The 15,574-nt window shown below is 61.6% G+C and carries 11 protein-coding genes and 1 pseudogene; 11 read left to right on the top strand and 1 reads right to left on the bottom strand.

The annotated features are described in order from the left end of the window. The first annotated feature begins 679 nt into the window (after window positions 1-679). Window positions 680-1,495, top strand: a complete 816-nt coding sequence (locus tag XALGPE39_RS11175; protein ID WP_235429796.1) for a C1 family peptidase — start codon at window positions 680-682, stop codon at window positions 1,493-1,495. A 401-nt stretch (window positions 1,496-1,896) separates the two neighbouring features. On the opposite strand, the gene XALGPE39_RS11170 is transcribed toward XALGPE39_RS11175, so the two are convergent. Then, window positions 1,897-2,829 (bottom strand): carbohydrate kinase family protein, encoded by a 933-nt coding sequence (locus XALGPE39_RS11170; protein WP_045728245.1) that lies wholly within the window; start codon window positions 2,827-2,829, stop codon window positions 1,897-1,899. A gap of 259 nt (window positions 2,830-3,088) precedes the next feature. Here XALGPE39_RS11170 and XALGPE39_RS11165 point away from each other — a divergent pair, with 259 nt between their 5' ends. The 10 genes and pseudogenes from XALGPE39_RS11165 to XALGPE39_RS11120 all read left to right on the top strand — a co-directional run bounded on the left by XALGPE39_RS11165 (window position 3,089) and on the right by XALGPE39_RS11120 (window position 15,311). After that, complete coding sequence (locus XALGPE39_RS11165) at window positions 3,089-4,135, top strand: rod shape-determining protein (RefSeq protein ID WP_045728244.1); 1,047 nt, start codon at window positions 3,089-3,091, stop codon at window positions 4,133-4,135. Window positions 4,136-4,321: 186 nt separating this feature from the next. After that, window positions 4,322-5,476, top strand: a complete 1,155-nt coding sequence (mreC, locus tag XALGPE39_RS11160) for a rod shape-determining protein MreC (protein WP_045728243.1) — start codon at window positions 4,322-4,324, stop codon at window positions 5,474-5,476. Then, the gene (gene mreD, locus XALGPE39_RS11155; RefSeq protein ID WP_045728242.1) at window positions 5,473-5,958 is read left to right on the top strand and encodes a rod shape-determining protein MreD; all 486 of its coding nucleotides are present in this window, start codon (window positions 5,473-5,475) and stop codon (window positions 5,956-5,958) included. Before mreC ends, mreD begins: the two co-directional genes overlap by 4 nt. 1 nt (window position 5,959) lies before the next feature. Then, window positions 5,960-8,020 carry a penicillin-binding protein 2 gene (gene mrdA / locus XALGPE39_RS11150; protein ID WP_045728241.1) on the top strand — a complete coding sequence of 687 codons (2,061 nt, stop codon included), beginning with the start codon at window positions 5,960-5,962 and terminating at the stop codon, window positions 8,018-8,020. Then, window positions 8,017-9,123, top strand: a complete 1,107-nt coding sequence (rodA, locus tag XALGPE39_RS11145; protein WP_045728240.1) for a rod shape-determining protein RodA — start codon at window positions 8,017-8,019, stop codon at window positions 9,121-9,123. The genes mrdA and rodA overlap by 4 nt, the downstream gene beginning before the upstream one ends. 333 nt (window positions 9,124-9,456) lie before the next feature. Next, on the top strand, window positions 9,457-10,791 hold the full coding sequence (locus tag XALGPE39_RS11140; RefSeq protein WP_082061958.1) for an AcvB/VirJ family lysyl-phosphatidylglycerol hydrolase: 1,335 nt from the start codon (window positions 9,457-9,459) through the stop codon (window positions 10,789-10,791). A gap of 252 nt (window positions 10,792-11,043) precedes the next feature. Further along, a pseudogene (locus tag XALGPE39_RS16490) lies at window positions 11,044-11,151 on the top strand (polygalacturonase); the annotation flags it as partial. Between the two features lie 240 nt (window positions 11,152-11,391). Continuing rightward, complete coding sequence (mltB, locus tag XALGPE39_RS11130) at window positions 11,392-12,525, top strand: lytic murein transglycosylase B (protein ID WP_045728238.1); 1,134 nt, start codon at window positions 11,392-11,394, stop codon at window positions 12,523-12,525. Next, the gene (locus XALGPE39_RS11125) at window positions 12,522-13,949 is read left to right on the top strand and encodes a septal ring lytic transglycosylase RlpA family protein (RefSeq protein ID WP_045728237.1); all 1,428 of its coding nucleotides are present in this window, start codon (window positions 12,522-12,524) and stop codon (window positions 13,947-13,949) included. The genes mltB and XALGPE39_RS11125 overlap by 4 nt, the downstream gene beginning before the upstream one ends. A 153-nt stretch (window positions 13,950-14,102) precedes the next feature. After that, window positions 14,103-15,311, top strand: a complete 1,209-nt coding sequence (locus XALGPE39_RS11120) for a D-alanyl-D-alanine carboxypeptidase family protein (protein ID WP_045728236.1) — start codon at window positions 14,103-14,105, stop codon at window positions 15,309-15,311. Window positions 15,312-15,574: the final 263 nt, after the last annotated feature.

Below are 15,574 nucleotides of genomic sequence, written 5' to 3'. Positions count from 1 at the left end.
AGCCGTGTTTGGTCACGTCGATACCGGACGCGTCGCGACCGAAATGTTACCGCTCTCCGTCTAGGTTGGACCTGTTGCATCGGCGAGCATCGCAGGGCCTTGGTCAGTCGGCGTCAACGCATCGTCGCTGAGTGTGAGCGCTGATTTTAAAAATAACTTGTTGGTCACAAAACGTTGTAGGAGTCGCGGAGGCGCGCTATCGGGTGCGCGCTGGCGTCGCTCGGACAGACAGTGGCGTACAGCGGAAAGTCTGAAAGGCTTGCAACGATGGCTTCGTCATGCTGTGTGGTGGAATACCACTTATTAACGTTAATCGACGCCTGCGGCACAAAGCATAGTCTGCGTTGGTCAGATCTGCATTTCAGTCAGAAGGCTGCGCGATGCGTAGCAGGAAAGCTTTGCGACGCTCGCTGGCCTTGGTGAAAAAACGTCTGCCTGGAGAGCGAAAAATCGTTACGATCGGTTAGAACCGCAAATGAATTTCGGATCTAACCGTCTTGTCCTAATCTCGTTAGCAGTGTAATTTCAACTTGTCGAAACCAATGCATAAAGTCGGTATGCAGAGCATTCTTCAGAAAGTGTGAAGAATGAAGAGTCTGATGATACGGGTGCTGATCGCTGAACTCGTGGAAGATATTTCTAACCATTTTGCTTGCGTCGCCAACATGACGAGGAAATTGTGGAAAAACTCACCAGAAGAATAAAATCCCGGCTTGGGTATGTGGCTGACATTCCGGACATTCGTGACTTTCATTACAGTCCGGATGAAAATTTGATGCGTAAGCTACCGCCTGCTGTCGACCTGGCGCCGGATTTTCCAGTTTATGATCAAGGTCGGATTAGTTCCTGTACGGCAAATGCCCTGGCAGGTGCTGTGCAGTATGAGAGGGCTACTCATAATGAGTCGCCAGATTTTATTCCATCACGCCTGTTTATTTACTACAACGAGCGCGTCATTGAGGGCAGTGTGGATTGTGATTCCGGAGCTATGTTGCGCGACGGGATAAAAGTGCTGCATAAGCTCGGTGTCTGCCAGGAGACGGAATGGCCGTATAACGATACGCCGCCTGCGCATGACGGAGGCGTGTTCCCTCCAGGCGCTCCAGCAAGAGAAATGCCCAATGCGGCATGCTATAAGGAGGCGTTCAAGCATGTCATTACCCGCTATGAGCGCGTCCATCAAGATATTTCTCACCTGAAAGCCTGTATTGCCAGTGGTGCTCCCTTTGTGTTCGGATTCCAGCTCTACGACAACTGGCTGCATAGTGCTCTGCCTCCCGCCACGCAGATCCCAATGCCAACTAAGAAAGATAAGCTGGTCGGGGGGCATGCGGTCCTATGCGTCGGATATGACGACAGCACACAGCTGTTCCGTATCCGTAACTCATGGGGGGATACGCTTGGGGATAAGGGGTATTTTTTAATGCCCTATGATTATCTGCTTAATCCTCAGTTGGCAGCCGATTTCTGGGTGATCAGAATGGTCAAAAGCTGAGCTTGAATTGGCTAGGATTTGCTTGGCTGAAAATGAGGTTCTACCCAGTTGTCACTGTCATGGAGTGGCGCTGGATGTGATGTTGGGTGGCTCCGAATGGTGGTGAGTCACCTTCGGGGCGGCCAGGGTGGCTCGTGGTTCAGCACCCTGGCTCGCTAGATGTGTCAGCACTGACTATTGTGGATGTTTGATACATGTGTTGGCATCAAGTATCAAAGCATGCTGTGCCTTGTATTTTGAATTTCCATATCTAACAGGCGTAGCATGATCTGTTGCGCGAGCTATCTCTGATCGCCAGCATTGTCATGCTGGATTATTTGATAGCTCATGTAATGGCTCAGGGCACTCCGCCTTGGTTCGGTAGTCCTGGGTGGAGGGCCGCTGTCGCTGCCGTCGTGGGACTACAGCGTGTAGCCGAATTGCTGTTTGAATTGGTCGTTGAAATCGTTGAAGTCGAAGCGCTGGTTCTGTGTGCCTGGGTGTTCCACTTTCAACGCGCCCATCAGATTGCCAATGCGCCCGATGGTCAGCCAGTCGCAGCCGCGTTGCAGGCCGAAGATCATTCCTGCGCGGAAGGCGTCGCCGCAACCGGTCGGGTCGACCACGCGGCGTTCGTGTGCCGGTGGGATGTCGTAGGTTTTCTCTGGGGTGCGCACCAACGCACCCTGCGGGCCTTGCGTGGTGATGTAAGCATGCACGCGCGAGACGATGTCACGTTCGTTCCAGCCGGTGCGCTCCTGCAGGAGATTGGACTCGTAGTCGTTGACCACGACGTAGTCGGACTGTTCGATGAAGGTGCGCAGTTCCGCACCGTTGAACAGCGGCATGGCCTGGCCTGGGTCGAAGATGAAGGGGATGCCGCTAGCGGCGAACTCCTCGGCATTTTGGATCATGCCTTCGCGCCCATCGGGGCCGACCAGGCCCAGGGTTACCCCCGGCACGTCTTTGACGTGGTTTTCGTAGCTGCGCATCATCGCGCCTGGGTGGAATGCAGTGATCTGATTGTTGTCGTGGTCGGTGGTGATGAAGGCTTGCGGGGTGAACAGCCCGTCGATCACTTTGACCCGAGACAAGTCGATGCCCAGCGACTGGAAATGCTCCCGATAGGGGCCGAAATCCTCGCCTACCGTGCCCATCGGGATTGGGTGGCCGCCGAGCAGATGCAGGTTGTAGGCAATATTGCCGGCGCAGCCGCCGAACTCGCGTCGCATCCGGGGGACCAGAAACGACACATTCAGGATGTGTACCTTGTCCGGCAAAATGTGGTTCTTGAACTGGTCCGGGAACACCATGATGGTGTCGAAAGCAAGAGAGCCACAGATCAATACGGACATCGGGTAGGCCTTGGCGAAGGGGGTGAACCCGTATTCAGACGGGCGAGGCGCGGCATCGCCCCGGCGCAAAGGGTAACGGCTGCGGCTTGGCAGGGCCACCATCGCGAGGGGGTGGTCCTTGCAGGGCCTGCTAGGTATGCGGTTTGCCGCAGAATTTCCTTGCCCGGTCCGTGGGGGGTTGCTAGGCTAGCGGACTTCAGTTTTCTGCCCATTTTTTCGCCATTCGGCGACGGCGCGGGCCCCAGGACACAATTTCCAGATGTTCAAAAAACTCCGTGGCATGTTCTCCAACGACCTGTCCATCGACTTGGGCACGGCGAACACCCTCATCTACGTGCGTGGCCAGGGCATCGTGCTGAACGAGCCGTCGGTGGTGTCGGTGCGCCAGGATCGCGCGATCGGCGGGACCCGCTCGGTGGCGGCAGTCGGTGCCGAGGCCAAGCAGATGCTGGGCCGCACGCCGGGGCACATCACCACCATTCGCCCGATGAAAGATGGCGTTATCGCCGATTTCACCTATACCGAGGCGATGCTCAAGCATTTCATCAAGAAAGTGCACAAGTCGCGCTTCTTGCGTCCCAGCCCGCGCGTGCTGGTGTGTGTGCCTGCCGGTTCGACTCAGGTCGAGCGTCGTGCGATCAAGGAGTCGGCCGAGGAGGCCGGTGCCCGTGATGTGTATCTGATCGAGGAGCCGATGGCGGCGGCGATCGGTGCCGGTATGCCGGTCACCGAAGCGCGCGGTTCGATGGTCATCGATATCGGCGGCGGTACCACCGAAGTGGCGGTTATCTCGCTGAACGGGATCGTCTACTCGCAGTCGGTGCGCATTGGTGGGGACCGTTTCGACGAGTCGATCACCAACTACGTGCGCCGCAACCACGGCATGCTGATCGGCGAAGCCACTGCCGAACGCATCAAGCTGGAGATCGGCTGCGCCTACCCGCAGTCGGTGGTGCAGGAGATGGAAATCTCCGGCCGCAACCTCGCCGAGGGCGTGCCGAAGATGATCAAGATCAACTCCAACGAGGTGCTCGAGGCCTTGCACGAGCCGCTGTCGGGTATCGTCTCTGCGGTCAAGCTGGCGCTGGAACAGACCCCGCCGGAATTGTGTGCCGACGTCGCCGAACGCGGCATCGTGCTGACAGGCGGTGGCGCGCTGCTGCGCGATATGGATCGCCTAATTTCCGAAGAAACCGGATTGCACGTGCAGGTCGCCGACGATCCGCTCACCTGCGTCGCGCGTGGTGGTGGCCGGGCGCTGGAGTTGGTGGACATGCACGGCAACGAGTTCTTCGCCCCGGAGTGATGGCCGAGGCTGGAAATGGGCGATCGGCGAGGAAGGCATGGCGTGGGTGTCCTGGGTGCTCGCCCAGAGATGCCGCCGACTGTCCCGTGTCTGTGCGCACCTGATCCTGGCCGGGCCGGGTGCCCGCGTTGCGCTGACTTGGTGTGTTGTTCCGTTTTTCTTTTTTTCGACTTCCGGCTCTGATCCGTGCCTCCTTACGCCGGTCCTCCAGTCACTGCCCGTTCTGGCGAATCTCCGAGTACACCGCGTCTGTTGGCGTACTTGGCGATGGCGCTGGTGCTGATCGTGCTCGGCACGCGTGTCGATTGGTTGGCGCGTTTGCGGGGTCAGGCGACGCTGCTGGTACAGCCGATCTGGGCATTGGCCGGCCTGCCCGGGCGGTTAGGCACGCAGGTGCAGGAAAATGCCGCCAGTCATGCCCAGTTAGTCAGGGAGAATACTGCGCTGCGTAACCAGTTGTTGATCGCCAAGGCGCGTTTGACCCGTCTGCAGACCGCAGCGTTGGACAACGCGCAATTGCGCGAACTGCTCGGGGTGGCTGAACACCGCGGCCTGGACGTGCAACTGGCACCGATTCTGGACATCGACCTGGATCCGACCCGTCAACGCCTAGTGCTCGACGCTGGCAGCCGCGATGGCGTGCGCCTCGGTCAGTCGGTGATCGATGCTGGTGGCCTGATGGGGCAGGTGATCGCGGTGACGCCGTTGCATTCCACCGTGTTGTTATTGACCGATCCGGACCATGCGGTGCCGGTGACGGTGGCGCGCAACGGTGTGCGCCTGATCGTCTACGGCCGCGGTAATAGCTTGGAGCTGCGTGACATTCCGCTCAGTGCTGGGGTCGAAGTGGGCGATGAGATCGTGACTTCCGGCCTGGGTGGGCGCTTTCCGGCGGGTTTCCCGGTGGGCACCATCTCCGCGTTGCGTCCCGACGACACCCATGCCTTCTTGGTCGGTGAGTTGAAGCCTGCGGCGAAGCTTGATCGTGGGCGGGATGTGTTGTTGCTCAAGCCCGGACTGGTTGACAAGCCGAGGCTGGGAGCTGCGTTGATGCCGGCTGGGCAGCAGGACGCGGGGCGCGGCGCGGTGCCAGCGACGCATGCCTCTGATTCTCAATCCGCCGCTGCGGCGAATCCCCCGATTGAGGCCCAGGCCCATGTCTCGGCGAGCAGTGCTCCGCGAGCAGATTCCTCTCGTGCTCCGGCGCTGTCCCCGCCCTCCACGGGCAATCTGCAGTCCACAGGCTCAAGCAACGCTCCGCATCCCGTGGTCCCCGTTCGCACTCAACCTCCAACTCCCGCGGCAGTGCCAGTCCCTGCACAGCAGGAGTCGCAGCCATGAGCCGTCTACGCACCAGAGGCTGGGTTCTGCCGGTCAGCGTGATTGTGGCCCTGCTGCTGGGCCTGATGCCGCTGCCGCTGGCGTTACAGCCGCTACGGCCATACTGGTTGGCGTTGGCGCTGGCGTATTGGGTGATCGAGACACCGGACAAGATCGGCCTGGGTTTCGCGTTTGTGGTCGGTGTACTTGCCGATCTACTTGACGGTGGAGTGCTGGGCGAACAGGCCTTGCGGCTGGTGATCCTGAGTTTCATCCTGCAGCGGTTCCGCGCGCGTATCCGTTTCTTTCCGATGTCGCAGCAGGCACTGGTGATCGGCGGGTTGCTGCTCAACGATCGTATTGTCGCTGCGGCGGTGCATTTGTCGATCGGCGAGCCGATCCTGCCTTGGAACTATTGGTGGGCGCCGCTGTTGGGCATGCTGCTATGGCCGCCGTTGTTCGTGTTGCTGGATAGGCTGCGGCTGGGCCGTCGAGGCAAGTAGCATGGCTCTGAACACGCGCCACGCGCAAAAGAATCCACATGCCGAGGCCGAGCAGTTTCGGCGCCGTGCGGCTCTGGGTTTCCTGGGGGTGTTGTTCGCATTGCTGGGCTTGGGTGGTTGGTACTTCAAGCTGCAGGTGCTTGACCACGATGTCTACGCCACGCGTTCGGACTCCAACCGGATCAAGCCGCGGCCGGTGGTGCCTGGGCGCGGCATGATCTACGACCGCAACGGTCGCCTGTTGGCGGAGAATCTCCCCGCGTTCAGGCTCGACGTGACCCCGGACAAGGTCACGGACATGGACGCGCTGTTGGCTGCCTTGAGCAAGGTCATCGCACTGTCGCCCGAGGACATCGAGCACTTCAAGGCCGCGCGCAAGGTGAGCCGCAGCTTTCTTCCGATTACATTGAAACTGCGGGTCAGCGAAGAGGAGCGTGCGCGTTTCGCGGTGGATCGCTGGCGCTTCCCGGGCGTGGAGCTGGAGCCGTATCTGACGCGCCACTATCCCTATGGCGACCTGTTTGCGCACATCATCGGCTACGTCGGTCGTATCGATGAGAAGGATCTGGAGACGCTGGGCGAGGGCAATGCCGCGCTGACCCATATCGGTAAATCCGGATTGGAGCGGTATTACGAGGAGCAACTGCGCGGCAAGATCGGTTACGAGCAGGTCGAAACCAACGTGCAGGGCCGTGCGATTCGTACCGTCGGCCGGGTGCCGGCGCAGTCCGGTGCCGATCTGCGGCTTTCCATCGACGCCGATCTGCAGCGCGCCATGGTGGCTGCGTTCGGCGACTATCAGGGGTCGGCGATCGCCCTCGATCCGCGGACGGGTGAAATCCTGGCGATGGTCAGCCTGCCGGCTTACGACCCGAATCTATTCGTCAACGGCATTTCCCACGCGGATTTTCAGGCGCTCAACAGCGATCCGTCGCGGCCGCAATTCAACCGACTGGTGTTGGGGGGCGTGGCCCCGGGTTCGACGATCAAGCCGTTCATGGGCCTGGCCGGTCTGGATAGCGGTACCCGCCGCCCGGAGGACAAGATATTGTCCACCGGCATGTTCTATCTGCCAGGGGTCAGTCGTGGCTGGGGCGACTCGCATCGTGGCGGGCACGGTTGGACCGACCTGCGCAAGTCGATCGCCCAATCGGTGAATACCTACTACTACAAGCTGGCCGTCGACATGGGCATTACCAAGGTCGACCAGTACATGACCCGCTATGGTTTCGGTAGTCCGACCGGCATCGACCTGATCGGCGAGACCGGCGGCATCGTGCCGTCGCCGGCCTACAAGGCGAAGAGTCGCAAGGAAACATGGTATCCCGGTGATACGGTCAACATTGCCATCGGCCAGGGTGACTGGAAGGTGACACCGCTGCAATTGGCGCGCGGGGTGGCAGGGATCGCCGACGGTCGGTTGCGCGCGCCGCATCTGGTGATGGCGACGCGCGAGGTGTTCGATCAGCCATGGAAGCCGATACCGATCGGACCAGGCAAGCCGATCAGCGACAATCCTGGCAACCTGCAGGCGGTGCGCGAAGGCATGATGGACACCATGCGTCCAGGTGGTAGTGGTTATTCCATCAGCGTTGGTGCGCCCTACCAGATGGCGGGCAAGACCGGCACTGCGCAGGTGGTCAGCCGCAAGGGGATGGCTGCGGTGGACCCGCGCAACCTGCCGATGCACCTGCGTCACCGTTCGCTGTTTGAGGGCTTTGCCCCGGCAGACCATCCGACCATCGCTCTGGCCATCGCGGTGGAGGGCGGCGGTTACGGTGCCAGCACCGCTGCGCCGATTGCGCGCAAGATCTTCGATGCTTGGCTGCTCGGGCGCTTGCCTGCCGGTATCGAGCCGTTGGATAGTCTGCGCGGTGCCACCGCATTCGGCAGCCGGCTCTACTATGCCGAAGACCCGCGTTCGCGTGCCGCCGCCGATGCGGTTGCCTTGTCGGTGGGTGAGCGCCCGGTGCTGATCGGTCAGACCGAGGTGGATGCCGCAGCGGTGCCGTTGCCGTCGGCGCCGCCACCGATTCCAGACGAGATCCCGGACGAACGATGAAGGATTTCCTGCGCTGGCTTGTCGAGATCGGTGGCCGTTTCGCCCGCACCCTGGACTGGGTGATGTGCCTGGCCTTGGGAGCGCTGATGGTGATGGGGCTGGCCGTGCTCAAGAGCGCTGGCGGCAACCATCTGGTCATGGCGCAGGGGGCACGTTTTGCAATCGGAGCGGTGGCGATGTGGGCTCTGTCGCGGGTCTCGACGTTGCGTTTACGCGCATGGACGCCGCTGATCTATACGTTTTCGATGCTGCCGCTGCTGGCGGTGTTCGTGCTGGGCACTGGCAAATACGGTCGGCAGTGGCTGAATTTGAAGCTGTTCTATCTGCAGCCGGCCGAACTGCTGAAGATCAGCATGCCGATGATGGTGGCCTGGTACCTGCACCGCGTGCCGTTGCCGCCGCGGATTCCTACTGTACTGGTCAGTGCGACCATCATCGGCATCCCGACTGCGCTCATCATGCTGCAGCCGGATTTCGGTACGGGCGTGTTGATCGCCGCCAGTGGCGGTTTCGTCATGTTGCTGGCGGGGTTGCCGTGGTGGTGGGTGGGCATTGCCGTCGGCGGTGTTGCCGCGGCGGCGCCGGTGGCCTGGTACTGGCTGCTACGGCCTTACCAAAAAGACCGCATCATGATGTTCCTCAATCCGGAGAGCGACGCGCTCGGTGCCGGTTGGAACATCATCCAGTCCAAGATCGCGATCGGTTCCGGCGGCCTGCACGGCAAAGGCTGGGGCTTGGGCTCGCAGTCGCATCTGAACTTCATCCCGGAGCAGACCACCGATTTCGCCTTCTCCGTGCTCAGCGAGGAATTCGGCTGGATCGGCGTCGCCACCGTGCTGACCTTGTACATGGTGGTGATCGGGCGTTGTTTGTGGATCGCGACGCAGGCCCGCGATACCTTCTCGCGCCTGCTGGCCGGTGCCACCGGGCTGGCGTTCTTCGTGTATGTGTTGGTCAACGGCGGCATGATTTCCGGGGTGTTGCCGGTGGTCGGCGTGCCAATGCCGTTGATGAGCTACGGCGGTACCTCGGCGGTGTCGCTGTTGGCCGGGCTAGGCTTGGTCATGGCGGTGAAATCCTATCGTCCAGTGCATGGCTACTGAACGCCGTTCAGTGTGTTCTGCGTATCGGTTTTCATCATCGACTTGTTGACTTACTGCTGAACGATTGCAGCTCATTTCTGCTTCGTTCACGCTATGTGTCGGTGCGATGTGGTGATGCCGCCTCCCGCTGATTTGCGCATTAGCTTAGAAAGGTTATGTTGTCAGGCATGGCGGCGCGGCGCGGATTGGCTTTGTACTCGCGCGCATCCGTGGCATGACGTTGACCTAGCGCATCTGCCGATTGGAGTTTCGGGGAAGTCCAACTATGCGGATCTCGTAATTTCTCTCGCTTACCCCTAACTCGCTCTGTTGCGCCTGTATGGCTATCTGTTGATGAAATTGCTAAGAATCTTGCTGTTGACGTGCATCGTGTTGGGGCTGAGTGGCTATGCACTGTTTCGCTATTATTTTCCAGCGGGCACACAGCACAGTAAGGGTTACGGCCGTACGACACTGGTGTATCCGCCGGCAGTGCCGCAAGGATTGGTGATCCTGCTTGCCAACGGCAGTACCGAGCAACGCCATGACGCGGCGACGCGCATCGCCGCCGCCGGAGCGCTGGTCGCGGTGGTCGATGGCGAGCGTTATCTCAAGCACTTGGGGCGTGCTGGACATGGTTGCGATAAAGCCTGGCGCGATGCGGAGCACCTGAGCCGGCACCTGCAGCGTCAATTACACGGCGATAGCTATTTTTTGCCAATGTTGGCCGGGACTGGAAGCATGGCGACGCTGGCCGAGCGTATCGTCGGTGCCGCGCCCGGCGCGACCCTGGGCGGTGCCGTGAGCGTGGCGCCGATGCCTACCGAGGTGTGTGCTGGTCGCGGCGGTGCCATCCCAGTGCAGAGTTTCGTCGATAGCGTGGCCGCGCCGACCACCGGCACACTGGAGGCGGCACTAGCCACGCGTGTGGCCGCGCACTTGCATGCCTCTGGGCGTGGCGGTGCGCTGGATGATCTGCCGTTGGTCGAATTGTCTGTTCCAAAGGCGGGTGCGCCGCTGGCCATCGTGTTGTCCGGTGATGGCGGCTGGCGCGACATCGACAAGGGGATTGCCGAAGCCCTTCAACATCGCGGCATCGCCGTGGTCGGCTGGGATAGCCTGCGCTATTTTTGGCGGGTCAAGTCGCCCGCGCAGGCCAGCGCCGACCTTGGCCGGGTCATCGCCGATTATCAGCAGCGGTGGCGTCCGCAGAAGATTTTGTTGGTCGGTTATTCCTTCGGCGCGGCGACCTTACCCTTCATGTACAACCGTCTGCCACCCTCGCAGCAGTCCGAGGTCGGATTGTTGGCATTGCTGGGTCTTGCGGACAAGGCCGATTTCCAGATTCGCGTGCGCGGCTGGCTGCAGTTGGGCGAAACCGACGACGCGCTAGCGGTGTTGCCTGAAGTGGCACGCATCGCTCCGTCGCAGTTGCTGTGCGTCTACGGCGACAAGGAGAAGCGGACATTGTGTCCGTCCCTGCGCACGCGTGGTGTGCAGGTCGTGGAGTTGCATGGTGGCCATCATTTCGATGAGAGTCCTGCGGGCTTGGCCAGCATTGTCGAGAACCGCTGGCGGCAATTGTCCGTCGATGAGGAGGTTTCCTCGGTCGAACTCGATGCGTCGGTGTCGCCGTCTTTGGCGAGATCCGTTGCGCCATTGCATGTGCCAATCGTAGCCACGGAGTGATGTGATGGTCCCACCTGCAGACACTGTGCCTGATCGGGTGGCGCTGCTGGCCGCACGCCCGGCATGCGCGGTCGCAGGCGATAGTCGCGCGGTTGTCTAGCCGTCCATTCCCGAGACCTGCGCGTAGCCGCTGTTGGCCACACTGCAGCCGGAGCAGCGCGTCTTTGCCGATGTGTTGGATGGGCATGAGCCGGATACCACGCATATCCAGGCCGCATTCGATCGTTGCGCGTCCTTTGGACACGGACCTGGCACGGCCTGCGCATCAAGATTGGTCTGGCCAAGCGCGGCCCGGTGTGCGAGGTCACTTATCGCAATACCTGTCTGTTGGGTGTTGTTAAACCGTTGGTAATCAATCCGCTGTGCGGCGGCGACCGCAGTGCGATGGTGACGGCCTTCAGCAAGATCGTGGTCAACGGACGCAATGCGCAAGGCGTGCCGAAGGGCAAGGGCGGTGCGGTGCAGGGCGACACCTTGCTCCGGGATCGCGCCCGAGCGCCACCGGCATGAATGCTGCGGATGCACTTGACCTGGGGTAAAGTTCTTTTGTTTCATAGCATTATTGGCAAAAATTCATCTTGAGTCTGGTAGTCTGCCGCGATGATTCGAAGCTCGCTGATGTGCCTGCTTACGCTCGGCTTGGTCGCATGCGCGACCCAGCCCAAGCCGTCACCGTCCCCGCCACAGGCCAGCACGCCGCAGCCGGCCCTGCGTCAGGCAACGCCTGCTGAAGCCGCACCCGAAGTGCTGCAGGCGCCGTCGGTGGATCTGACCCCGGTGCCATTGGAGACTGCCCGCGCGAACTTCGTGCGCGATACCGCAGCCAAGTACGGCCTGAATCCTGCGCAGATCGAGGCGACTCTGGCGCAGGCGCAGTTCAAGGATGCGATCGTGGCGGCGATGTCGCGCCCGGCCGAGCGGGTCAAACCGTGGAGCGAATACCGGCCGATGTTCATCACCCAGGCGCGGATCGATGGCGGCCGTGCCTTCCTGGCCGATCATCGCGACGCACTCCTGCGTGTCCAGGCGCGTACTGGCGTGCCGGCCGAGATCATCGTTGCGATCATCGGCGTGGAGACCAGCTACGGTAAGAACGTCGGCAAGTACCGCGTGCTGGATGCTTTGTACACGCTAGCCTTCCGCTATCCGCGCAGCGGCGACCCGGCCAATCTCGAGCGCGAAGTGCGCCGCGAACTGTATTTCCGCGATGAACTCGGCCAATTGTTCGCGCTGGCCCACGAGGAACACCTTGATATCACCACGCTGATCGGTAGCTACGCAGGTGCCATGGGTTTTGGTCAGTTCATGCCCTCCAGCTACCGCCAGTACGCGGTCGATGGCGATGGCGATGGCCAGCGTAATTTGTTCAGCAGCTACAGCGACGCGTTCGCCTCCATTGCCAACTACTTCGTCAAGAAAGGTGGCTGGGTGCGCGGTGGGCTGGTCGCCGTGCCGGCCACGCTGCGCGCTGGCGCCGAGGAATTCAATCCGAGCGATTGGAAACCGATATACACCATGGCCGACCTGGCCGCGCGTGGCTACACGCCGAATGTGCCAGTCCCCACCGGTACCACCGCTACCCCGATCACACTCGACGGTAGTACCGGCAAGCAGTACTGGTTGGGCTTCCAGAATTACTACGCGATCACCCGCTACAACGCTTCCAAAATGTATGCGATGGCGGTTTACCAACTGTCCCAGGCCATCGCCGGGAAGGAATTACCGCCGGCATGAATCCGCACGCGCTGCTCCGCATCGCCCCTGTCGTCGCTTTCCTGGCGTTGGCCGCTTGCAGTAGCGCCCCGAAGAAGACCGTAGGCAGCAAGGTTCCCGGGATCAAAGTCGAAGGTCGCGGGCCGGTGCATATCGCTACTGGTTGTCCCGTGACCTCGCCCTACGCGCCGGCCAAGGAAGACCTATCCAAACGCGGCAACTACACCGCTGGCGGACTGTACGCGCCCGGTGTACGCGACAGCACGCCCGATGAGGTGCCCAACGTCGCCTGCATTCCCGAGCCGCTGGTCACTGACGAGCCACGCTCGGTGATCGGCAACCGCTCCCCCTACATGGTGCTGGGCCGCGCGTACACCGTCATCGACGATCCGCACAGTTATGTCGAACGGGGCACCGCCTCGTATTACGGCAACAAATTCCATGGCCGGTTGACCTCGAATCGGGAGGTCTACGACATGTATGCCTTCACCGCCGCGCACAAGACTCTGCCATTGCCCAGCTTCGCTCTGGTCACCAATATCGACAACGGTGCATCGGTGGTGGTGCGGATCAACGACCGCGGCCCCTTCCACGATGACCGCCTCATCGATCTGAGCTATGCGGCGGCGGTCAAGCTCGGCATCACCGGCAAGGGCACTGGTCGGGTGGAGGTACGTGGACTGACTCCGGCCGACAACGGCGACCTGCTTGCCAGACGTCACAGCGATCGGCCGGCCGCCACCGTGTTGGCTAGCGCCCGCCCTGCCGAGGCCGCTGCGGTGCGACGTGCGGCGGACATGGACAATCTAGTCAAGACCCTGCCGTCCAGGTCGAGCGTGGTTGCGGCCCCGCCTGCCGCTGCGGCCACCGCGGCGGCTGTCGCCGCGGTGCCAGAGGGCGAACGTTGGCGTTACCGGGTCAAGGCCGACGCCAACATCCCTGCCAATGCCGATCATTTCGATGACTGGATGAAGTCGCACGGCGTGCATGTCGCCACCGGTAAGCCGACCACGCTCCAACAATCCAGCGTGGCTGTCGCCGTTCCGGACCCGGCACGTAGGGCTCCAGCCGTGACGACTGCCAGTGCGCCCGCAGTTGTGGCTGCAGTGTCCAGCACCAGGACCGGCGCCGCCATCGCAACGCCTGCCGTTGCCGCGCCGGTCCATGCCGCTGAGTCGCACCCGTCTGCCCAAGCGACATCTTCGCGCGGGCCGCTCGGCATCCTGCTGCAGGTCGCCAGCTTCGCCAGCCGGGAGAATGCCAATCGCGCGCTGTCGCAGTTGGTGTCTGCGGGCATCGTCGGTGGCAGCATCAGCGACATCGTTTCCGGCGGGCGGACATTGTGGCGTCTGCGGGTCGCGGCCGGAGATCACAGCAGTGCTGCCGAGTTGGCCGCGCGTATCGCCGGACTCGGCTTCGAGCGGCCACAGATTGTGAAAGATTGAGGTGCGGCGCTGTGGCATCGGTCGCGGCGTCTTGGTGGCTGTTGCCATTGCCAATGGCTTAACGCCGCCTGGTGTCCGCGCTGCCACGGCGGTGCCTCGTCCTACAATGCACCGTTAACTATCGGCCTTCAGGCCTGCCAGGAGTCGTTCTAGATGAAATTCCGCTTCGCCGTCGCCGCCCTGGCGACCTTCGCCGTTGGCATGGTTTCCGCGCAGACCCCAGGCCCGGTGCCTGCGCCGCCTGCCGCCGCCATTGCGCCTGCCACTGTGGCGATCCCGCCCGCGCCCAAACCTGCCGTGTCCAAAGCCTGGGTATTGATGGACTACGCCACCGGCCAGGTGCTGGCCGGCGAAAACGAACACCTGCGCGTGGCCCCGGCCAGCATCACCAAGGTGATGACCTCCTATGTGGTGGCAGCGGAATTGAAGCAGGGCAAGATCAAGCGCGACGATCAGGTCATGCTGAGCGAGCGCGCCTGGCGCGAGGGCGGTGCCGGTACCGACGGCAGCTACAGCGGCTTCCCGGTCAACCAGACCGCGCGCCTGGAAGACATGGAAAAGGGCATGGCGGTGCAGTCCGGTAACGACGCGGCGATCGCGCTGGCCGAACATACCGCTGGCAGCGAAGAGGCGTTCGCCAATCTGATGAACAACTATGCCGCGAAGATCGGCATGACCGGTTCGCACTTCGTCAATGCGCACGGCTTATCGGCCGAGGGCCACTACACCACCGCCTACGATCTGGCCTTGCTGGGGCGTGCAATGGTGCGCGACTATCCGGAAACCTATGCCTACAACAAGATCAAGGAATTCCGCGTCGGCGACATCACCCAGCCCAACCGCAACCTGCTGTTGTGGCGCGACCCCAGCGTGGACGGTATCAAGACCGGTCACACCTCCGAAGCCGGCTATTGCCTGCTCAGCTCTGCCCAGCGTGGCGACCAGCGTCTGGTCGCGGTGGTGATGGGCGACAGCTCCGAGAAGCAACGTGCCGAGGACAGTCTGGCGTTGTTGAACTGGGGGTTCCGCTTCTTCGAAACGCACCGTCTATACGAACCGGGCAAGCAGGTTGCGCAGCAGCGGGTGTGGAAGGGGACCGAAAAACAGGTGCTGTTGGGTGTGGCGCAGCCGCTGTTGGTCAGCGTGCCGCGTGGCCGCTACAGCGAGTTGAAACCGTCGATCGATGTGCCCAAGACCCTGATGGCGCCGATCAAACAAGGTCAGGCGATCGGTACGGTCAGGGTGACGTTGGACGGCAAGGTGGTCGTACAGGCGCCACTGGTGGCGCTGAAAGCAGTCGACGAGGCGGGTTTCTTCAAGCGTCTGTGGGACAGCTTATGGATGTGGTGGGAATCGGCCTGAATGGGAAAAAGCCGGCGGTGACGCCGGCTTTTTCGTGATGGCCTGTGTGCCAAATAGGCGTCTGATTTGAGCGTTTGCGTGGCGTAAGCCGTTTTTGCAACGGAAATCGTTGCCGTTTCCAATCCCCACGCGCAGTGCGATGCCCGTGTTGAGATGCGTCTTCACAGGGCGAATGTGCCGTGGTGCGGCTCTGATGGTCCATCGAATCTCATCTTGCACCTGGTCATTGCGTGGCGTGGCCTTGGGTTTGCCAGCGCGCGGCC

Origin of the sequence: Xanthomonas sp. GPE 39, assembly GCF_000963005.1 — a bacterium.
Classification (GTDB): domain Bacteria; phylum Pseudomonadota; class Gammaproteobacteria; order Xanthomonadales; family Xanthomonadaceae; genus Xanthomonas_A.
The sequence above is the reverse complement of the archived record's forward strand: the minus strand, read 5'-3'. Positions and strand labels throughout refer to the sequence as shown.